Consider the following 20,463-nt stretch of genomic DNA (forward strand, 5'->3'; position numbering starts at 1 on the left):
CTCTTTTATCTATTTTCTTTATTCTATTTAATATAAATCTTTTCTTTGGTCAGATAGGGCTTTCCTTCATATTTCCATTCCATATTAATGTACCATTCGCCGCCAACAAACTTATCTTTAGGTATAAACAGCGAAGCCGAATCTGTAAACGAAAGCGGTACCTGAAAATCAAATTTCTTGTTGGAAGCTCTGTACAAAGCGACTGTTCCTTTGATTTCATTTGGTGAAAAAACAGCAGGAAAAGAAACGGTTACACCTTTTGTATCTACAGTAATTGCAGGTTTTTCTTTTAAATCATGAGCGTTTTGAATACGAGCCATTTCATCCTGAAAATGAACATCATGCTTGTAATACTCTTCTACCACCAGGTCATTATCATACTTACTGTCGGATTGCACTTTTAAAACAAAATACATAATAAAGCTGATAAACAGCGCGAATGCAATCACAATATAGGTTCCCCAATTAATTTTCATTATTATTTTCTTTAAATATTTTCAATTACTAATTTTATAATAAGCCAAACCTAATCAAAACTACGAGGGCTTAAAAAATTAGTATAAGTTGTTTCTATTTTTTTGTCACCTTCGTAAAGATCAATCTCTAATTTGGTCCTGTCACTTTCCAATAAAAAACGGTTAATTTCGATAAACATAGTACCGCTGGACATTTCGTGCTTAGGTACTTTTAATTCCTGAACACCAACTACTTTCAAAGTTCCTTTAATTCCAACCAGTTTAAAATGCAGATCATTAATATCATGATTCGTTTTATTAATGATTTTAAAAGTATAAATATTACTAATGTTCTCTCCTTTATGCTGGAATAACTGCCCTGGAAGTCTCAAAATAGTAGCTTCAACTTCGGTTCTTAAAAACAGTAAACCTGTCAGCACACCAACTAATATCACCAATATTGCTGTGTAGCCTTTCATTCTGGCAGTAAATTTAAACTTCGCCTTGGTTTCTATTTCGTCTTCCGAAGCATAACGGATAAGTCCTTTCGGCAATCCTACACCTTCCATTATAGTATCGCATTCATCAATACAGGCCGTGCAGTTTATGCATTCAAGCTGCACTCCATTGCGGATATCAATTCCTGTCGGGCAAACATGCACACATTGTTTACAATCGATACAATCCCCTTTTCCCGAAGCGGCCCGATCTTCCTGTTTATTGAATTTGGCTCTTCCTGCTTCTTTTTCTCCACGAACGAAATCATAAGCCACGTTTATTGATTTTTTATCCAATAAAACGCCCTGCAGTCTTCCATAAGGACAGGCAATAATGCAGACTTGTTCTCTAAACCAGGCAAAAACAAAATAGAAAACACTTGTAAAAATCAATAGCGAAATAAAACTGCTCGAATGTGCCAAAGGCCCATCCTCAATCAAACGAAATAATTCGTCACTTCCAATAAGATATGCTAAAAACACATTTGCAATTAGAAATGATATCAAAAGAAAAACAGACCATTTTAAGGCTTTCTTTCTAATTTTATCACCATTCCATTCCTGTTTTTCCAATCGGGTCTGTGCTCCCCTATCGCCTTCTATCCAATATTCAACACGGCGGAAAACCATTTCCATAAAAATAGTCTGCGGACAAATCCATCCGCAAAAAATCCGACCAAAAATAACCGTGAATAGAATAACAAATACAACACCAATAACCATAAACAGGACAAAAATATAAAAGTCCTGCGGCCAAAAAGGAAAGCTAAAAATATTAAAACGGCGTTCCAAAACATTGAACATCATGAACTGGTTTCCGTTTATTTTTATAAACGGATTCACGATAAGAACAATCAATAAAAAATAACTGACCCACTTTCTGTAATCATAAAACTTACCAGATGGTTTTTTTGGATAAATGTATTTTCTATGGCCTTCCTTATCGACAGTCCCGATGGTATCTCTGAAAGATTCGTCCAGTTTGCTTGACATTTTTTTGTTTTTTAAATAATAAAAAGAGCTTTCTCAAAGTAGTGAATTTTGACAAAGCCCTTAATTTTTTTTATAAATTATTTACTATTTTACTTCAGTACTGTCTGCTGCAGGAGCTGTAGAAGCAGTTGCTGGCGCTCCATCTTCTACCCATATATCACCGTCTGGTGCTTTTGGATCTTTCGGATTACTTCCTCTTAAAGAAATCACATAACTAGCAACAGCCTGAATTTCTTTTGGTTTCAAAGTACCTTTCCAGGCAATCATTCCTTTACCATCTCGGCCTCCATTGGTTATAGTGTGGAATAAATTCTTGATTCCACCACCCAAAATCCAATGATCATCGGTTAAGTTTGGTCCAATTTGTCCTCCACCATCAGCTCGGTGACAAGCTGCGCAATTGGTCTCAAAAATAGTTTTACCATTCGTTAAATCAGCAGGATCAGTTAGTAAAGTTACGGTTTTTTCATCCATTAAATCCGGAGCTGTTTTCATATATTCGGCTACTTCAATTTTGGCCTGATCTACTTCAGCTTTCAATTCAGCTTCCTGATCTGGAGCTCCCATAATCTCATAACGAACTAAATAGATAACTGAGAAAACAATACAGGCATAGAATAAATATACCCACCATGGCGGTAAATTGTTGTCCAGCTCCTTGATTCCGTCATAATCATGATCCATCAATAATTGCTTTTCGTCTTCAACAGAAGCAGATTTAGTAAAACTGTTTACTATTTTTTTATACCAATTATCTTCTTCTATTCCCAAGGCTTCCTGCTGCGCTTTCTTTTCTTTTTCTTCATCGGACAGCAATAGATAACTAATTTTATCAACTGCTGATAAAGTTATTTCGATTGCAATCAAAAGAAAAAGCAACACAAACAAAAAGACAGCAACCATAGGGTATTTTATAAATGCTGGCCTATTTCCTGAGTCGATTAGATATTCCAGCAGCCCAACAGCAGCAAAAAATATAAAAAGGACTCTTAGATAAGATGGAATTAATTTTTTCATCATTTATTTTTTTGAAATTGTACAATTAGTCTTCTAGCGGGATTTGGCTTATTTCGTCTATGGTCTCTTTTTTATAGGAGTAAACCCAAAGTCCTAAACCAATAAAAAAGAAAAAGAAAATCAGCAACGATAGTATTGGAAATATGGCAACACCTGCAATGGTTTCCATATTGTGTTTTATTTGCTCGAACATAACGTTTACTTTTAATTATTCTTTTACTTTAATATCTGTACCCAGCCTTTGTATGTAAGCAATCATTGCTACAATTTCTCTTTCGTTCATTGGAACAAATTTTTCACCTTTTGCTAAAGCTTTTTTCTTGCTGTCATCATAACTTTTCACAAAATCAGGGTCATTTTTAAGGCTTTCTTCAATTGCAATTGCCTGTGCTCTTAAATCTTTCAATCCATTTGCAATCTGTGCGTCATCATAAGGAACCCCAAGAGTCTTCATAGCTTTCATTTTCTTTTCAGTCATGGAAATATCCATTGCTTTATTATCGAACAGCCATTTATAGCTAGGCATAATAGACCCTGCTGAAATACTCTGCGGACTCCAAAAGTGATTAAAATGCCAGTTGTCATTGTATTTTCCTCCAACTCTTAACAAATCGGGACCAGTACGTTTTGAACCCCATAAAAATGGATGATCGTATACAAACTCTCCTGCTTTAGACTGTGGCCCATAACGCTCTACTTCACTTCGGAAAGGACGAACAGATTGTGAGTGACAGCCCACACAGCCTTCACGGATGTACAAATCACGACCTTCCAATTCTAATGGAGAATAAGGCTTAACACTTGTGATTGTCGGGATATTGGATTTCACCATAATCGTTGGCACAATCTGGATAATTCCTCCAATTAATATTGCGATTGTCGCGAAGACAGCCATTTTGATTGGTTTTCTTTCCAGCCAAGAATGGTATTTTTCTCCTCTAAGTCTTCCTGAACTAATGGACTGCAAAGCTGGAGCTTCTGCTAATTCATCTTCAACTTCTTCACCTGCTCTAACTGTTTGGATAATGTTGTAAACTAACGTAAACATACCAACTAGATACATAGTTCCTCCGATAGCTCTCATCCAGTACATTGGCATAATCTGAGTAACAGTTTCAAGGAAGTTACCATAAGTTAGGGTTCCATCAGGATTAAACTGTTTCCACATTGAAGCCTGAAGAAAACCAGCCAAATACATTGGCAATGCATATAATATAATCCCTAATGTTCCAATCCAAAAATGGAAATTGGCCAATTTAGTAGAATACAAAGTCGTTTTTGTCATTCTTGGAATTAACCAATAAATAACTCCAAAAGCCATAAAACCGTTCCAAGCTAATGCTCCAACGTGAACGTGTGCAATAATCCAGTCCGTATAATGCGCTATTGCATTTACATTTTTAAAAGATAACATTGGTCCTTCAAAAGTAGCCATACCATAACCTGTCATCGCTACAACAAAAAACTTCAAAACTGGTTCTTCACGTACTCTGTCCCAAACTCCTCTTAAAGTAAGAAGTCCGTTAATCATACCTCCCCAAGATGGAGCGATCAGCATTACTGAAAATACAACCCCTAAGTTCTGAGCCCAATTAGGCAAAGCTGAATATAATAAATGGTGAGGTCCAGCCCAGATATATAAAAATATTAATGACCAAAAATGGATGATAGACAATCTATAAGAATAAACAGGACGATTGGCAACCTTTGGAACAAAATAATACATCAGTCCCAAAAATGGTGTTGTCAGGAAGAAAGCAACTGCATTATGACCGTACCACCACTGCACCAGTGCATCTTGTACCCCTGCATAAACTGAATAACTTTTCATGCCGGAAATTGGCAATTCTAAACTATTAAAAATATGAAGTACGGCAACCGTAATAAATGTGGCTAAGTAAAACCAAATGGCAACATACAAATGGCGCTCTCTTCTTTTTAGCATTGTACCAATCATATTGATACCAAAAGCTACCCAGATTAATGCAATTGCAATGTCAATTGGCCATTCCAACTCAGCATACTCTTTTGATGAAGTATATCCTAATGGAAGTGAAATAGCTGCAGCGACAATTATTAACTGCCAGCCCCAAAAATTCAGGTTACTCAAGAAATCACTGTACATTCTGGCTTTTAATAACCTTTGCAGTGAATAATAAACACCCGCAAACATAGCATTACCAACAAAGGCAAAAATCACGGCATTGGTATGTAAAGGTCTTAATCTTCCAAAACTTAACCATGAAATACCATCGGTCATATTTGGAAAAAGAAACATCGTAGCCAATATAAGACCTACTAACATTCCCACTACTCCAAAAAGTATGGTCGCATAAATGAACTTCTTTACAATTTTGTTGTCATAATAAAATTGTTCCATTTCCATATTTGTAATTGTTTTTAAGGTTGTAAAAAATAGCTTTAACCATTAAAGATTAAAGAGGAGTTTAGCTTTTAATTTTAGATTTATTTTGGGAAGATTTTATTAATTCGTCGTCAAAAAGCATTCTGACCGACGGGGTATAATCATCATCATACTGACCTGATTTTACCGCAAAAACAAAAGCAATGAAAAATCCAATAGCGACGAATATACTAATGGCAATTAATAAATAGATAACACTCATAAACTTAAATATTAAGTTAACAAAATTATATTTATCAGTTTTTATAAAAAATGACAATTATCATATTTAATCCAATATGTTAAAATTATGAAAAAAAATCACATAATTATGTAACTTTTTTATTTTATTTTTCGCGAATAGTAATTGCTCATTATTGTAACAAAGCTCACTATAGTGATGGTACTCAGCGGCATAATAATTGCTGCTACCAATGGTAAAAGGTTACCTGTAATAGCAAACGACAGTCCAACGACGTTATACAAAAGTGAGAGTGTAAAACTCATTTTTATAGTCGAAATGGATTTTTGTGATAATTTTAAAAAATAATGCAGTTTTTTAAATTCTTTTGCATCCAAGATAGCATCGCAGGCGGGAGAAAAAACATTTACGTTTTCAGATATGGAAATACCAACGTTACTTTGTGCTAAAGCTCCAGCATCATTCAGCCCGTCGCCGACCATCATTACATTTTTACCCTGATCCTGCAAAGCTTTTATAAACTCAAGTTTCTGCTCAGGTTTTTGATTAAAAATCATTTCGGTGCCTTTTGGCAGAATCGTTTCCAACAGACTGCGCTCTCCTTCATTATCTCCTGACAAAACTTTCAGCTGGTACTGCGAACTCAATTTATCAAACAGCTCAGACAATCCCTCTCTGTATTGATTGTTAAATATATATTTTCCAAAATACTCTTCTCCTATTCTAATATGAACAGAAGTCTGCTGCATTTCGCTTTGTCCTTTTTCACCGATAAAATTAGCTGATCCCATTTGTATAGAAACGCCTCCAGCCACAGCCTGAATTCCCTTTCCTGTTATTTCTTCGAATGCATCTAATTGCAGCCTTTTTGCTTCGGGTAGAAAATCATACAGCATTCGGCTCAAAGGATGATTCGAAGCACGAAGCACACTTTTCAGCATTGACAAATTAGTATCGTCTAATATTTTGCCTTCATAGGAAATATTCGATTTTGAATTTGTGGTTATAGTTCCTGTTTTATCAAAAACAATAGTATCGACTTTCGCAAGCTGTTCAATCACTAAAGCATTTTTGAGATAAAAATGTTTATTTCCAAAAATCCGCAGCATATTCCCCATCGTGAAAGGAGCCGTCAGTGCCAATGCGCAAGGGCACGCCACAATCAGTACGGCCGTGAAAACATTGAAAGCTGTATTGGCATCAAAAAATATCCAATAACCAAATCCTGCGAATGCTATCAGCAGAAGAATCGGTGTAAAGTAACGGCTTATACTATCAGTAATTGTTTTATGTTTCTGCTCAACCTTTTTCTGAAAAACATCATTACTCCACAATTGAGTCAGATAACTTTGGGAAACCGAATGCAGTACTTCCATTTCGATAACTTTCCCAATCTGTTTTCCGCCGGCAAAAACTTTATCTCCAGATTTCTTTGTTATTGGAACTGCTTCGCCGGTAACAAAACTATAGTCAATTTCGGCTTTATCGGATATTAAAATTCCATCTACAGGAATTAATTCTTGGTTACGGATCAATAATCGATTGCCTTTTTCAATTTCATAAACAGGAATACTTTCTTCGGTGGCATCTTGATTTATTTTGGTAATGGCAATCGGAAAATACGATTTAAAATCTCTTTCGAAACTAAGAAAACTGTAAGTTTTGATTTGGAACATTTTCCCCAAGAGCATAAAGAAAATCAAACCAGTTAAACTATCAAAAAAACCGGAACCATAATCCATTACAATATCAAAAGTACTGCGTATAAACATCACGACAATTCCCAAAGCAATAGGAATATCAATGTTCAGCATTTTGGATTTTATACTTTTTATAGCCGAAACATAATAACCACTCGCCGAATATAAAAAGGATGGTAATGACAATGCAAAAATTAACCATCTGAAAAAAGGTCGGTAATTATCCAGCCAAAATTCTTTTACTTCAAAATATTCTGGAAAAGAAAGCAACATAATATTTCCGAAACAAAAGAAAGCAACACCTAGTTTATAAGTCAGGCTTCGGTCAATATTGCTTTTCCCCGTTTCATAATTTTCTAAACTTATATAGGGTTCATACCCAATGGAACTTAATAAGTGCACAATGTTTTTTAGGGAAACATTCTCTGGATTGTAGTTGATTCGGACTTTCTTTTCGGGAAAATTAACCTGTGATGTGTTAATTCCTTTTTGAAGACGCTGAAGGTTCTCTAAAATCCAAATACAGGAACTGCAGTGAATATGAGGAATACTCAGCGAAACAATGGCTGTTGACTCTTCCTGAAACTCTAACAGCTTAGCAACAATACTTTCATTATCTAAAAAATCATATTTACCATTAATATCCTGCGGAGTAGCACCTGGTGATTTCTCAAAATCATAGTAACAAGTTAAGTCATTCAGGCTGAAAATTTCATAAACTGTTTTACATCCGTTGCAGCAAAATTCTTTTTCATCAAAGACAATTTTCTCCTCTATTACTATACTTAAACCACAATGAAAGCAATTTTTATTCTCCATAAATTAAGGGGGTAATTTGAACGAACAAAATTCGAAAATTGATTGTATCTCAACAATGATATTTATCATATAAATGTATAACTTTGTAGTCGAAAATACAATTTCGTTATGAGTAAATGTGAACAATGTATCGTAAGAGAATTTAGCTCTTTAAAGGCACTAAATAAAGACGAACTTATAAGAATTTCAGAATGTAAAACTTCTAAAACAATTAAAAAAGGAGAAAACATTTTTGAAGAAGGAGAAAATGTTAATGGTATTTTCTGCATCAAAGATGGCATCTGTAAATTGACAAAATTGAGTCCAAACGGAAAAGACCATATTGTTAAATTGGTAACCAAAGGAGAATTATTAGGCCAGCGTTCTATGATAAGTGATGAACCGGCTAACTTAAGTGCCGTTGCCCTTGAAGATATGCAGGTTTGTTTTATACCAAAAGCTGAAATATTAGGCTTCTTCGATAAAAACAATCAGTTTTCGATGAATGTTATGAAAACGATTTGCGGTGATCTGCGATTGGCCGATGATCACATGGTTAATATGGCTCAAAAATCGGTAAAAGAACGTTTGGCAGAAACCTTGATTTATTTGCATGAAACTTTTGGCACCAATGCTGACAAAACCTTAAAAATTCAGCTTTCCAGAGATGAATTAGCCAGCATGATCGGTACTGCAACTGAAAGCTGTATCCGTTTATTATCTGATTTTAACAAACTTGGATTGATTGAATTGGTAGGTAAAAAAATTGTTTTAAAAGACATTCCAAAACTAAAAAAAATAGCAGACTAAAGACAGTTAGCAGTATTCAGAAAGCAGTTGGCAGTGTTGAGCTGACATATTTGTCGTAAACTGCTTTCTGAATACTGTTATTAAAGTTTCTTCGCTTCGTTCCAGAAAACATCCATTTCGGCAAGAGTCATATCCATTAAAGGTTTTCCTAATTCTTCGGCCTTGCTTTCCAGATATTGAAAGCGTTTGATGAATTTTTTATTGGTTCGTTCCAATGCATCTTCGGGATTTATATTCAAAAAACGGGCGTAATTAATCATTGAAAATAAGACATCCCCAAATTCGGATTCCATTTTATCCTGATCGCCGGATGCTACTTCAGCCTGCAGTTCCTGTAATTCCTCCTGAACTTTATCCCAAACCTGATGTGGTTCTTCCCAATCAAATCCCACTCCTTTTACTTTGTCCTGAATTCGGCTTGCTTTTACAAGTGCTGGCAAGCTTCTTGGAACTCCTTCCAGAACCGATTTTTTACCTTCTTTCAGCTTTAGCTTTTCCCAATTCTGTTTTACTTCTTCCTCATCTTTAACCACAACATCGCTGTAAATGTGAGGATGACGATAAATAAGCTTTTCGCAGATATCATTGCAGACATCAGCCATATCAAAATCATTCGTTTCGCTGCCAATTTTAGCATAAAAAACAATATGCAGTAATAAATCTCCTAATTCCTTTTTTACTTCGTTTAAATCATTGTCCAGTATTGCATCGCCCAATTCATAAGTTTCTTCGATAGTAAGATGACGAAGAGTCTGCAGAGTTTGCTTTTTGTCCCAAGGGCATTTTTCACGCAAATCATCCATTATGTCTAATAATCGTTCAAAGGCCTGGAGCTGATTTTCTCTTGTATACATTGCGTTATGGTTTTTTGTAAAAATAAGAAATCCTGTCAGGAAAACATCTTGACAGGATTAAAATATATTCTGAATAACTTTTAAAATTACTCTTTTTTAGCTGCCGCTTTCTTTGCAGGTGCTTTTTTAGCTGGCGCTTTTGTTTTCTCAGCTACTGCTTCTTCTACTGCTGGAGCAGTTTCTTCCGCTACAGCTGGAGCTTCGTCAACTAGCAATCCTTTTGCCTGAAGTGTATTGTACCAGCTCACAATTTTCTTTACATCTGAAGCATATACTCTTTCTTCATCATATTCCGGCAATACTTCTCTAAAGTAAGTCAATAAAACTGCGTTATCTTCTTTATGAGAAATTGTCTGTCCTTTGTTTTCTTTTTTTGAGATGTTCTGGATAATTTCAGCCAAAGGTTTTTCACCTTCATAAGTATAAATAGAAATTTCAGACAATAGACTTACATTGCTTTTTAAACTAACCGTTATTTTTTTTCCATCCAATAATGACTCAGCTACAAAACCTGTACGTGTTTGCACTTTTAAAACATATAAACCTGGTTTCCCTGAAATCGATAATATTTTCTCTAAACTCATTTCTATTTTTTTTATTATTCTTTATTAAAATCTGAAAACTTAATTCTGCTTACTTACAATTATCTTCCTTTTTTGGCAAAAAACTTCATTCGATAATCCTGAAATGTTTTCCCTTCGGCAATGTTTTTTAATTTCTTTTGAATCAAGCGTTTTTTTAATGATGAAATTTTATCTGTAAACAAAATCCCTTCAATATGATCGTATTCATGCTGAATAACTCTGGCAATTAAACCGTCAAATACTTCGGTTTTCATAACAAAATCTTCTTCACAATACTCAATTGTTACGGTTGGTTTTCTGTAAACATCCTCGCGTACATCTGGAATACTTAGACAGCCTTCATTAAAAGCCCATTCTTCACCTTCTTCTTTTATTATTTTGGCATTAATAAAAGTCCTTTTGAATCCTTTCAATTTATTTTGCTCATTATCTTCTAAATCGTCATCTTCACTGAATGGAGTTGTATCGATAACAAACAAACGTAATGACAAACCAACTTGCTCGGCCGCAAGACCAACACCGCTTGCATTATACATGGTTTCATACATGTTTGCAATAATTTCTTTCAAATTTGGATAATCTGGAGTCAATTCCTCCCCTATTTTTCTTAAAACAGGATCACCATATCCTATAATTGGTAATATCATTTGATTTATTTTTTATTAATATCTGGCTTAAATAAAGAAAAATATCCTTTTAATTAAGGTCGCAAAAATAGTAAAAAAATAGATAATGATTTATCTCTCTATAATAATTAGCATATTTTTGTAATATTATATTTGACAGATTAAATAAAACCGTACAAAGACGTTTATAACTTCCCCTTTACATCAAATTACATTACATGATTGCCAAGATAGAAAAATTCACTGACAGCACCTATTTCACCAATGCACTAAAAGCAACGATATCGGCAGTGATTCCAGTATTAGTATGTACCTATTTTGGTCATTTTGAAATTGGTTTTACTATTGCTCTTGGTACGTTTTTGACTTATCCATGCGACATTCCAAGCAGTTTGAAGCATAAAATAAACGGAATAATTGTCACTGCATTTTTGGTCGCCGGAGTCAATTTATTAATCAATCTCACCTACCCTTTTCCATTTATTTTTTACCCGCTTTTTCCCTTATTGATATTCGTTTTAGCGATGCTGTCTGTATATGGACAAAGAGCAACATTCACCTCGTTTTCGGCATTATTATCAGCCTCATTATCATTTGCACACATGCATACTGGCTGGGAAATGATTCAGTACTCAGGTTTGATACTTGGAGGAGGATTGTTTTATTTACTTATTTCATTACTATTCCACTACATAAAGCCCTATCGGTATGCAGAACTGCAAATTGCCGAATGTATCAAATTAACAGCTAAATATCTTAAGCTAAGAGGAGATTTGTGGAACAGTACTGCCGACAGAAAAGCAATACTGGAAAAACAGCTGCACCTGCAGGTTGAACTCAACGACATACATCATAACATCCGAAGAGTACTAATTGGTAAACAAATGAATGCTGTTTCCTCTCATCAAAACAGAAAAATGCTGATTGTTTTTGTTTCTTTATTAGAAATACTTGAATTAGCTTTATCTACCTCATTTGATCATAACAGACTGCATCAAAAATTTGACAAACACCCTAAAACTCTGGCTACTTATCAAAGTCTAGCTTATAATCTGGCCTCAACACTAAAACAATTATCAAAAAACATTGTAAAAAAAACCACTTATATCCCTGAACATACCTTACGAAAACATCTGTCGGCTCTGGAAAATGCTATTAGCGAATACGAAAATGAATTAGGAAAATCCGAAGCTTCAGAAGGGGTTTTGATGCTAAAAACAATGCTTGAATATGCCGAAAATCAAATTGATAAAATCAAAATTATCGAGCGTGCTTTTACATCAGTTGCTAACAATTATGATTTTAAAGGAAAAGACAAAGATTTAGAAAAGTTTTTGACACCCCAATATTATCCTATTAGTACTTTAATTCAAAATATAAGTTTTTCATCAACAATATTCAGACATTCCCTGCGGTTGACTGCCGCTATCATTTTAGGGGGGATCGCAGGAAAATTTCTTCCATTTCAAAATGTATACTGGATCCTGATGACGATTATCATCATTATGAGACCTGGTTATGGACTTACTAAACAGCGATCCATACAGCGTGTCATCGGAACCATTATCGGAGGTATAATTGCATTTAGTATTTTAGCATTAATGCCAAATTATTTAATATTAAGCATCTTAGCAATTCTCAGTATGCTTCTTGGTTTTTCTTTTGCCCAAACCAATTATACGGTAAGCGCCACATTTGTTACCATGTATATCGTATTTATTTACGGCATATTAACGACAGATTATTTAGATGTTATTCAGTTTAGGGTGATTGACACATTAACAGGAGCATTAATTGCTTATTTTGCCAATCATTTTTTATGGCCTTCATGGGAATATATTAAGGCACCTCAATATTTAGAAAAATCGATTGTTGCAAATAGAGACTATTTAAAAGAAATCTTTACTTATTATACCAAGAAAGGAGAAGTTCCTACCTCTTATCGTCTGGCACGAAAAAATGCTTTTATTGAAATTGGAAATCTTATGGCTTCGTTCCAAAGAATGTCACAGGAACCAAAGTCGAAACAAAAAAACATTGTATTACTCTATAAACTAACAGAACTCAATCATTCATTACTTTCATCGACCGCTTCATTAGGAACTTATACTCAATCGCACAAAACTACTGCTTCCTCAAGAGCACTTACCATTGTAGTCGAAAAAGTGCTTAAAAACTTAGATCAGGCAATTGCTCTTTTAGAAAGAGAAATCATTGTTGATCCTAATGAAATATCAAATGAAGAAATAGCCAACCGATTTACCGAATTAAAAAACATTCGTCAAAACGAGCTGAAAGAAGGAAACATAATAGACGAAGAAGCTTTTGCTTTGAAAATGCAGGAAGCTCAATTGGTTATAGAGCAATTAATCTGGCTGACCAATTTGTCCGAAGGAATTTTAAAAAACACCAAAAAGCTTATGGAAGATTGAATAAAAACACAATGACAGCTTTTCGGTCTTGTGCAAAACCGAAAGCTGTCATTAAGTATTTATTGATTTATTTAACTATTTTAGTTTCAAGACTTCAGCAGTTTTATTTCTAAGACTTGCCAATAGCTCTGGATTTTCATTTAATGCCAAACCAAAAGAAGGAATCATCGCTTTCACTTTTTCCTGCCATTCAGGAGAATTAAACTGCTCTGGGAAACATTTGCTTACCAGCTCCACCATAATAGAAACCGCAGTTGAAGCTCCAGGTGAAGCTCCTAACAATACCGCTAAAGTTCCGTCATTTGTATTTATAATTTCAGTACCAAACTCTAATTTTCCAATTAACTCTTCATCTCTTTTGATAACCTGAACACGCTGTCCGGCTCTTTCCAGTTTCCAGTCTTTGGTTCTGGCACCAGGAACATATTCACGCAATGCATTAATTCGGTCCTTTGGAGACTGACGAACCTGCTCAATTAAATATTTAGTAAGCGGAATGTTTTTATAACCAGCAACAATCATTGGGATTACATTATCTGGTTTTATTGATAAAGGCAAATCAGAATAGGATCCGTTTTTTAAGAATCGCGTAGAAAACCCTGCAAACGGACCAAAAAGCAATGCTTTTTCACCATCAATCATTCTTGTATCAACATGCGGAACAGACATTGGCGGTGCGCCTACACTTGCTTTTCCGTATACTTTTGCCTGATGTTTTGCTATTACTTCCGGATTAGTACATTTTAACCATTGTCCGCTAACTGGGAAACCACCGTATCCTTTTCCTTCGGGAACATTCGCTTTTTCTAACAAAGGCAATGAACCGCCGCCGGCACCAATGAAAACGAACTTAGTATATACTTTTTTCTTTTGATTAGAAACCAAATCAGTGATTTTTATTCTCCATGATTTGTCTTCACGCTGTTTCAATTTTTTAACTTCATGGCTATAATGTATCGTAACGTTATCCAATTTTGTCAAATAGTCTAACATATTTCTAGTCAAAGTTCCAAAATTTACGTCTGTTCCTATTTTCATTGAAGTCGCTGCTACTTTTTCTTCTGGATTTCTGCCTTCCATTACTAAAGGCATCCATTTTTGCAGTTCAGAAGTATCGGTACTGAAAATCATTTCGGCAAAAAGAGGATTTGACTGTAAAACTTCAAATCTGTTTTTTAGAAAAGCAACATTAGCATCACCCCAAACAAAACTGATATGAGGAACACTTTTTATAAAATCTTCTGGAGACTGAACTTTTCCTTCTTGTACCAAGTAAGACCAAAATTGTCTAGACACTTCATACTGTTCAGCAATACTGATTGCTTTATTTGGATTTATTGTTCCATCAGGACCTTCTGGAGTGTAATTAAGTTCGCAAAAAGCCGAATGTCCTGTCCCAGCATTATTCCATGCATCAGAGCTTTCAGCAGCGGCAATATCTAATCTTTCGTAAATATCAATCTTTAAATCAGGCTGTAATTCTTTTAAAATCAAACCTAGAGTAGCACTCATGATTCCTGCTCCAATTAAAACTACATCTGAATTGGATCGTATTGTTGTATCGGACATTTTTGTGTTTTTTAAGAAGTTGCAAAATTAGTTCTAAAAATCACAAAAAAAAATTATTTTGCAGTTACAAACCTGCAAATATAATAGCTGTTTGTTAAATTATTCGCATTATTTTCGGCTTAAATAATCCTGAAGCATAATTGTTGCAGAAATTTCATCGATAAGTGCTTTATTTTGACGCTGTTTTTTATTCAGCCCACTGTCAATCATTGTCTGAAAAGCCATTTTGGAAGTAAAACGCTCATCTACACGAATGACTTTCATATCAGGAAAATGATTGGTAAAATGAGTAACAAATCCTTTAATGATTGAAGCGCTTTGCGAAGGATCGCCATTCATTTGCTTAGGCTCGCCGATGAGGACTGCCTCAACCTTTTCTTTTGCAAAATAATCTTTTAAAAAAGCAATTGCAGTTTCAGAAGGAATGGTTGTAAGACCTGACGCAATAATCTGAAATTCATCTGTAACAGCTATTCCTGTTCGTTTTTGTCCGTAATCTATGGAGAGTATTCTTGGCATTTTATTTAATTGTGCTAACTTGAAGATTACCACTCAAGTAATTAATAGTTACAAACTGCTCTTTAACTTCATTAGGATTGCTTAAAGCACTTGAAATTAATGCTCCAGTAACTCCAAACATACCGCCCATATCAACATTATAATTGGAAGACACAATTTGCTTAAAACCGAAATCATTGTTTAACTTTTCAATCTCAACGCATCTTTTATTGACTATTAAATAAGGTTTACCATTTTCAATAAAAGCATATAATTTTTTTGTATCTATCTTTAAATATTCTCCTCTATCTGTTTTGTATTCGATGTTTTTAAATTCACCTTTTCCATTTCTGTTAACCCTAAAATTCTTATTATCTGGTATTTGTTTACTGAACGCTTGATAATTTAAAAAAAATCCATCTATTAATTTTTCTTGATTAAACAACGGAATCCTTTTCTTTTCAATATCTTCAATATTAAGTACATCCTCATAACTTAATTCATAAACAGGTTGTATAGATTTAGTTATCTCATTTTTTATGAAATTATGAATAAACAGACTAGATTCCTGAAATATTTTTTCCTGAACATTACCATTTTTAACAATATGAGTTGTGTCAATGCTTCTAATTTTTGCATATTTCCCATCTTTTTTTGCAAATACATCAGCATAAAAATTAAACTCACCTACAACACTTAAAGGCAATTGGTATTCATTAAACTTAAACTGATTAAGTTTAATTAGTAAAGTATCATTAGATTTATTTATTTGACTATTTATTGAACGAAAAACTCCTTCTATTTGTTTATCAATATTGACAGAAGTTTTAACTAATGCTTGATATGCTTTAATTCCTCCAACAAGGACTGTACCGCAATTACTTTTCTCTTTTCGAGCATCAACAACAGTAATATATCCGTAATGACTATCGACTTTAAAGTTAGCCTGTGCAATAATATATGTAGCTGTTTTCTGGTTTTGCGCTTGAATAAAAGGAGTAATAATTAAAAAGAGAAAGATTTTTAATAATTTCATTGCTATTTATTTTTTTTTAACTTTTTTACTTTGAGTAAATATCTAATTTTTCATCATCTGAATATCCTAAAAACAATGGTTTCCAATCCATAAATTTCATATACAAATATATAACATTTTCGCTCCATTTCTCTTTTTTGCTATTGGTTAAAAATGGTATATTTGCCAAAAATTTTATCAAAAATGAACGAATTACAATCAATTATAGAACAAGCTTGGGAAAACAGAGCTTTACTGCAGGAAACAAAAACTACTGATGCTATCAGAGAAGTTATTGAATTATTAGACTCAGGAAAATTACGTGTTGCAGAACCAAAAGGTGACGGATGGCAGGTAAACGAATGGGTAAAAAAAGCTGTAGTAATGTACTTCCCTATTCAAAAAATGGAAACTTGGGAAGCTGGAATTTTCGAATACAATGACAAAATGTTATTAAAAAGAGATTATGCAGCAAAAGGAGTTCGTGTAGTTCCTGGAGCTTCTGCCCGCTATGGTGCTTATATCTCTAGTGGTGTAATCATGATGCCAAGCTATGTAAACATTGGTGCTTATGTTGATGCCGGAACAATGGTAGACACTTGGGCAACTGTTGGTAGCTGTGCTCAAATTGGTAAAGACGTTCACTTGAGTGGCGGTGTTGGAATTGGCGGTGTTTTAGAGCCATTGCAGGCTGCACCGGTAATCATCGAAGACGGTGTATTCGTTGGATCAAGATGTATTGTTGTTGAAGGTGTTCACGTAGGTAAAGAAGCTGTTCTTGGTGCTAACGTTTGTTTGACTGCTTCTACTAAAATTATTGATGTTACTGGCGAAACTCCAGTTGAAATGAAAGGATTTGTTCCTGCCCGTTCAGTTGTTATTCCAGGAAGTTATACTAAAAAATTCGCTGCAGGTGAATTTCAGGTGCCTTGTGCTTTAATCATTGGTACACGCAAACCTTCAACCGACTTAAAAACATCATTGAATAATGCTCTACGCGAATATGATGTAGCGGTTTAAAATTCAAAAAATAAATAAAACAAATTCCAATTGAATTACCAATTGGAATTTGTCGTTAAATATCATCAGCTTATTAGACAAAAATTACCCAAAATCCACACTATTTACAAAACCACAATTTACTATTTTTTTTCTATCAGACGATAAGCCCTAGCCCCGCTCCAAGTCTAAAAACAATTATAAATGAACAATTACAAAAACATTAGCATCGTTCTTCTAAAACGCTTATTATTAGTTGTATTGATTTATCAGGCATCAAGAGTATTCTTTTTTTATATGAATACTGATGTGTTTCAGACTTTTAATTTAAAAACTTTCAAAGGTGGTCTTTTATTCGATTTTGCAGCAATTGCCTATTTGAATATCATATTTGTAATTGCCCATCTGTTTCCTGGTAATTTTAAATATGAACCCGGTTATCAAAAATGGCTGAAATTATCTTTTTACGCTATAAATCTTCTTTTCATTGCAACGAATTTTATCGACACAATCTATTACCGATTTACAGGTAAAAGAAGCACTTTTAGTATGATTACTGCCAAGGGAATGGAACGTGAAGCCATAGGGCTGATTCCTTCTTTTCTAAGAGAATTTTGGTACATTGGCGTGGCATTTCTAATATTCAGCTTCCTGTTTTGGAAAATGCTTGCCAATTTTAAACAAAAAAGTCCAATCGAGAAACCGACAAAGAATATTTTAATAAAACAATACTCTATACTCATTCTTGCAATTGCCGCTGGACTGCTAATATCCCGCGGAGGATTCCGAAAAAAACCAATCAAAATTGTTGATGCGGTAGCTTACGGAGAACTTGGAAATTCAGCATTGATTTTGAATACGCCTTTCTGTATCTTAAAAACAATTGCAAAAAAAGAAGATATTGACAAAGTAAATTATTTCAAAGAAGACGAGCTGACATCGATATACTCTCCTAAGATAAGCTTGAATCCAAATCAGCCACAAATCAAAAAAAATGTAGTGGTAATCATTTTAGAAAGTTTTGGCGATGAAAATGTAGGCCGAGGCTGCACTCCTTTTTTGGATTCTTTGATAACAAAATCATATTATTTCAAAAATGGATTTGCTAACGGAAAAGTTTCGATAGATGCTGTCCCTTCGATATTGTCAAGTATCCCTAGTTTGATGAACAATTCTTTTATTTCCTCTAGTTATTCTTTGAATAAAATACACGGTCTTCCTGTAATTTTAAAAAAAGAAGGCTATAACACATCATTTTTTCATGGTGCTTTCAACGGAAGTCAAAATTTTGATCAATATGCAAAAATAGCTGGTTTTGACAACTATTATGGCAAAGATGAATATGTAGGAAAAGAAGCTTTTGATGGAAAATGGGGAATTTATGACGAAGATTTCATGCAGTTTTTCTGCAATAAACTAACCAGTTTTAAACAGCCTTTTTTTAGTTCGATATTTACCATTTCATCCCATAATCCGTATAAAATACCCGAAAAATATACCGGGAAATTTCCCAAAGGAACCACAGTTATACAGGAATGCATCGGGTATACTGATTTTTCTCTGCGTCAATTTTTCAAAACTGCCTCAAAACAAAGCTGGTACAAGAACACACTTTTCGTTATATCCTCAGATCACACCTCTTCTGAAGGAGACCGGGAGCTCGATAGAACCAACATAGGCTTATTCAGTATTCCAATTTTATTTTTTGACCCGTCTGACCCTAAGTTTGTTGGCGTTAATGAAAATAATTTCCAGCAGATAGATATTATGCCGAGTATTTTGGATTATCTGAACATCAAAACAGAGATGGTAAGTTTTGGCAAAAGTTATAAATCAAAAGAAAATTTCGTGGTCTACTATCTTCAGGGTACTTACCATTATATTCGAGATGATTATTATTTGGCTTTCGCCAATAATAAGCCAATTGGTTTATACAACTGGAAAAAAGATGTTTATCTAAAAGACAACCTATTAAGCAAAGATCCCAAAAGAACAGGTGAAATGTCGAACTTTATAAAAGCATATATTCAAACCTTTTATGAAAGAGTAACAAATGATGCTTTGACTCTTTAAATATTCAAACAAATAAAAAGCCATTTAAATTGACTTCATTCAATTAAATGGCTTTTTTATTTTATCAAAACTGCTGATATTTTTTGACTAGTCAAAGACGATTTTTCTTCTGAATTTTAATGAGTTTTGCATATTTCATATATGAAAAAAATGCTTGGATCATTGAAATTGTCAACCCATCTAATCCATTCAAAAAACCTTTTTTAAAGAAATAACAGCGTATGAAAGCTACTAATCCATTAAGCAAAGGCTTATAAGCCCAAATTCTCACTCCCTGATCGAAAAGCTGCAGCGCATGCCAGCTGGAATATTGATTTTTCTTAGCTATAATCTGATCCAGTGAATCCCAGCCATAATGCAATATATGAACCGGAACATTCTTTTCATTTGTAGTTACAATAGTCTGATGAACTTTAGAATCCGATGGTCTTGCAGTTTTTTTATTAAAAAACCTAACCTTATGGTCAGGATACCAGCCTGCAAAATCTATTAACTTATCTCCTAAAAAGTTTTTGACACGAAAGCTTAATCCATCAAAATCTCCTTTTAAATATTTCTCTTTTAAAATATAATCCTCAGCATCTTTATCTAAAAATTCATCAGCATCCAAATTGAGAATCCAGTCATTTTTACAAAAAGGCAATCCATGAGAACGCTGTGGTCCATCTCCCAAAAAAGGCTGTTCGATAACAATTGCTCCTTTTGCTTTAGCTATTTCTACCGTTTTATCTTTACTCAAAGAATCAACTATAATTACTTCATCACAAACTCTAAAAAGTGCATCAATACACTTTCCTATCATTTTTTCCTCATTGAAAGTAATAATTAAACCGCTTATTGCCATTGTAATTTTTATTTTGCTTACACAAAAATATAGTTTTTTCTGCTAGATTGCTCCATTTATAATCTAGCTCCCGCAAATATCTATAAATACTTT

At 34.0% G+C, this 20,463-nt stretch carries 18 protein-coding genes; 4 read left to right on the plus strand and 14 right to left on the minus strand.

Annotated features, from left to right (window positions below; genetic code table 11):
* Positions 1-23 precede the first annotated feature (23 nt).
* The 7 genes from C8P67_RS04220 to C8P67_RS04250 form a co-directional block, all read right to left on the minus strand.
* Complete coding sequence (locus C8P67_RS04220; protein ID WP_115810721.1) at positions 24-476, minus strand: FixH family protein; 453 nt, start codon at positions 474-476, stop codon at positions 24-26.
* 50 nt (positions 477-526) lie between these two features.
* Positions 527-1,945: a cytochrome c oxidase accessory protein CcoG gene (gene ccoG, locus C8P67_RS04225; protein WP_115810723.1), complete on the minus strand. Its 1,419-nt coding sequence runs from the start codon at positions 1,943-1,945 to the stop codon at positions 527-529.
* A gap of 84 nt (positions 1,946-2,029) precedes the next feature.
* Positions 2,030-2,962, minus strand: coding sequence for a cbb3-type cytochrome c oxidase N-terminal domain-containing protein (locus C8P67_RS04230; protein ID WP_115810725.1), 933 nt, complete (start codon positions 2,960-2,962; stop codon positions 2,030-2,032).
* 25 nt (positions 2,963-2,987) lie between these two features.
* Positions 2,988-3,155 carry a CcoQ/FixQ family Cbb3-type cytochrome c oxidase assembly chaperone gene (locus C8P67_RS04235; protein WP_115810727.1) on the minus strand — a complete coding sequence of 56 codons (168 nt, stop codon included), beginning with the start codon at positions 3,153-3,155 and terminating at the stop codon, positions 2,988-2,990.
* 15 nt (positions 3,156-3,170) lie between these two features.
* Positions 3,171-5,348 (minus strand): cytochrome-c oxidase, cbb3-type subunit I, encoded by a 2,178-nt coding sequence (ccoN, locus tag C8P67_RS04240; RefSeq protein ID WP_115810729.1) that lies wholly within the window; start codon positions 5,346-5,348, stop codon positions 3,171-3,173.
* Between the two features lie 61 nt (positions 5,349-5,409).
* Positions 5,410-5,589 carry a cbb3-type cytochrome oxidase assembly protein CcoS gene (ccoS, locus tag C8P67_RS04245; RefSeq protein WP_115810731.1) on the minus strand — a complete coding sequence of 60 codons (180 nt, stop codon included), beginning with the start codon at positions 5,587-5,589 and terminating at the stop codon, positions 5,410-5,412.
* Positions 5,590-5,708: 119 nt separating this feature from the next.
* Positions 5,709-8,087: a heavy metal translocating P-type ATPase gene (locus C8P67_RS04250; protein WP_115810733.1), complete on the minus strand. Its 2,379-nt coding sequence runs from the start codon at positions 8,085-8,087 to the stop codon at positions 5,709-5,711.
* Positions 8,088-8,195: 108 nt separating this feature from the next.
* Between C8P67_RS04250 and C8P67_RS04255 the strand changes: the two genes are divergently transcribed.
* Positions 8,196-8,876 (plus strand): Crp/Fnr family transcriptional regulator, encoded by a 681-nt coding sequence (locus tag C8P67_RS04255; protein ID WP_115810735.1) that lies wholly within the window; start codon positions 8,196-8,198, stop codon positions 8,874-8,876.
* Positions 8,877-8,956: 80 nt separating this feature from the next.
* Here the strand turns inward: C8P67_RS04255 and mazG are convergent, their stop codons facing one another.
* From mazG to def, 3 genes are all read right to left on the minus strand, one after another.
* On the minus strand, positions 8,957-9,730 hold the full coding sequence (gene mazG / locus C8P67_RS04260) for a nucleoside triphosphate pyrophosphohydrolase (RefSeq protein ID WP_115810737.1): 774 nt from the start codon (positions 9,728-9,730) through the stop codon (positions 8,957-8,959).
* An 86-nt stretch (positions 9,731-9,816) separates the two neighbouring features.
* Positions 9,817-10,314, minus strand: a complete 498-nt coding sequence (locus C8P67_RS04265) for a DUF5606 family protein (RefSeq protein WP_115810739.1) — start codon at positions 10,312-10,314, stop codon at positions 9,817-9,819.
* 59 nt (positions 10,315-10,373) lie between these two features.
* Positions 10,374-10,961: a peptide deformylase gene (def, locus tag C8P67_RS04270; RefSeq protein WP_115810741.1), complete on the minus strand. Its 588-nt coding sequence runs from the start codon at positions 10,959-10,961 to the stop codon at positions 10,374-10,376.
* A gap of 197 nt (positions 10,962-11,158) precedes the next feature.
* Here def and C8P67_RS04275 point away from each other — a divergent pair, with 197 nt between their 5' ends.
* Positions 11,159-13,372, plus strand: a complete 2,214-nt coding sequence (locus tag C8P67_RS04275) for an FUSC family protein (protein WP_115810743.1) — start codon at positions 11,159-11,161, stop codon at positions 13,370-13,372.
* A gap of 75 nt (positions 13,373-13,447) precedes the next feature.
* Here C8P67_RS04275 and C8P67_RS04280 read toward each other — a convergent pair whose 3' ends face one another.
* The 3 genes from C8P67_RS04280 to C8P67_RS04290 all read right to left on the minus strand — a co-directional run bounded on the left by C8P67_RS04280 (position 13,448) and on the right by C8P67_RS04290 (position 16,475).
* On the minus strand, positions 13,448-14,941 hold the full coding sequence (locus tag C8P67_RS04280) for a malate:quinone oxidoreductase (protein WP_115810745.1): 1,494 nt from the start codon (positions 14,939-14,941) through the stop codon (positions 13,448-13,450).
* A 108-nt stretch (positions 14,942-15,049) separates the two neighbouring features.
* Positions 15,050-15,460 (minus strand): Holliday junction resolvase RuvX, encoded by a 411-nt coding sequence (gene ruvX, locus C8P67_RS04285; RefSeq protein WP_115810747.1) that lies wholly within the window; start codon positions 15,458-15,460, stop codon positions 15,050-15,052.
* A gap of 1 nt (position 15,461) precedes the next feature.
* Entirely contained in the window at positions 15,462-16,475 is a 1,014-nt protein-coding gene (locus tag C8P67_RS04290; protein ID WP_115810749.1) for a hypothetical protein, read from the minus strand.
* A gap of 183 nt (positions 16,476-16,658) precedes the next feature.
* On the opposite strand from C8P67_RS04290, the gene C8P67_RS04295 reads away from it, so the two are divergent.
* Complete coding sequence (locus C8P67_RS04295) at positions 16,659-17,474, plus strand: 2,3,4,5-tetrahydropyridine-2,6-dicarboxylate N-succinyltransferase (protein WP_115810751.1); 816 nt, start codon at positions 16,659-16,661, stop codon at positions 17,472-17,474.
* Positions 17,475-17,657: 183 nt separating this feature from the next.
* Positions 17,658-19,526 carry an LTA synthase family protein gene (locus C8P67_RS04300; RefSeq protein ID WP_115810753.1) on the plus strand — a complete coding sequence of 623 codons (1,869 nt, stop codon included), beginning with the start codon at positions 17,658-17,660 and terminating at the stop codon, positions 19,524-19,526.
* 91 nt (positions 19,527-19,617) lie between these two features.
* Here C8P67_RS04300 and C8P67_RS04305 read toward each other — a convergent pair whose 3' ends face one another.
* Positions 19,618-20,370, minus strand: coding sequence for a glycosyltransferase family 2 protein (locus tag C8P67_RS04305; protein ID WP_115810755.1), 753 nt, complete (start codon positions 20,368-20,370; stop codon positions 19,618-19,620).
* Positions 20,371-20,463: the final 93 nt, after the last annotated feature.

Origin of the sequence: Flavobacterium aquicola, from assembly GCF_003385115.1 — a bacterium.
GTDB classification, from domain to species: domain Bacteria; phylum Bacteroidota; class Bacteroidia; order Flavobacteriales; family Flavobacteriaceae; genus Flavobacterium; species Flavobacterium aquicola.

Bases quoted from the DNA above. Each gene is read 5' to 3' on its own strand.
- C8P67_RS04220 (WP_115810721.1), bottom strand. From the start codon at position 476: ATGAAAATTAATTGGGGAACCTATATTGTGATTGCATTCGCGCTGTTT.
- ccoG (WP_115810723.1), bottom strand. From the start codon at position 1,945: ATGTCAAGCAAACTGGACGAATCTTTCAGAGATACCATCGGGACTGTC.
- C8P67_RS04230 (WP_115810725.1), bottom strand. From the start codon at position 2,962: ATGAAAAAATTAATTCCATCTTATCTAAGAGTCCTTTTTATATTTTTT.
- C8P67_RS04235 (WP_115810727.1), bottom strand. From the start codon at position 3,155: ATGTTCGAGCAAATAAAACACAATATGGAAACCATTGCAGGTGTTGCC.
- ccoN (WP_115810729.1), bottom strand. From the start codon at position 5,348: ATGGAAATGGAACAATTTTATTATGACAACAAAATTGTAAAGAAGTTC.
- ccoS (WP_115810731.1), bottom strand. From the start codon at position 5,589: ATGAGTGTTATCTATTTATTAATTGCCATTAGTATATTCGTCGCTATT.
- C8P67_RS04250 (WP_115810733.1), bottom strand. From the start codon at position 8,087: ATGGAGAATAAAAATTGCTTTCATTGTGGTTTAAGTATAGTAATAGAG.
- C8P67_RS04255 (WP_115810735.1), top strand. From the start codon at position 8,196: ATGAGTAAATGTGAACAATGTATCGTAAGAGAATTTAGCTCTTTAAAG.
- mazG (WP_115810737.1), bottom strand. From the start codon at position 9,730: ATGTATACAAGAGAAAATCAGCTCCAGGCCTTTGAACGATTATTAGAC.
- C8P67_RS04265 (WP_115810739.1), bottom strand. From the start codon at position 10,314: ATGAGTTTAGAGAAAATATTATCGATTTCAGGGAAACCAGGTTTATAT.
- def (WP_115810741.1), bottom strand. From the start codon at position 10,961: ATGATATTACCAATTATAGGATATGGTGATCCTGTTTTAAGAAAAATA.
- C8P67_RS04275 (WP_115810743.1), top strand. From the start codon at position 11,159: ATGATTGCCAAGATAGAAAAATTCACTGACAGCACCTATTTCACCAAT.
- C8P67_RS04280 (WP_115810745.1), bottom strand. From the start codon at position 14,941: ATGTCCGATACAACAATACGATCCAATTCAGATGTAGTTTTAATTGGA.
- ruvX (WP_115810747.1), bottom strand. From the start codon at position 15,460: ATGCCAAGAATACTCTCCATAGATTACGGACAAAAACGAACAGGAATA.
- C8P67_RS04290 (WP_115810749.1), bottom strand. From the start codon at position 16,475: ATGAAATTATTAAAAATCTTTCTCTTTTTAATTATTACTCCTTTTATT.
- C8P67_RS04295 (WP_115810751.1), top strand. From the start codon at position 16,659: ATGAACGAATTACAATCAATTATAGAACAAGCTTGGGAAAACAGAGCT.
- C8P67_RS04300 (WP_115810753.1), top strand. From the start codon at position 17,658: ATGAACAATTACAAAAACATTAGCATCGTTCTTCTAAAACGCTTATTA.
- C8P67_RS04305 (WP_115810755.1), bottom strand. From the start codon at position 20,370: ATGGCAATAAGCGGTTTAATTATTACTTTCAATGAGGAAAAAATGATA.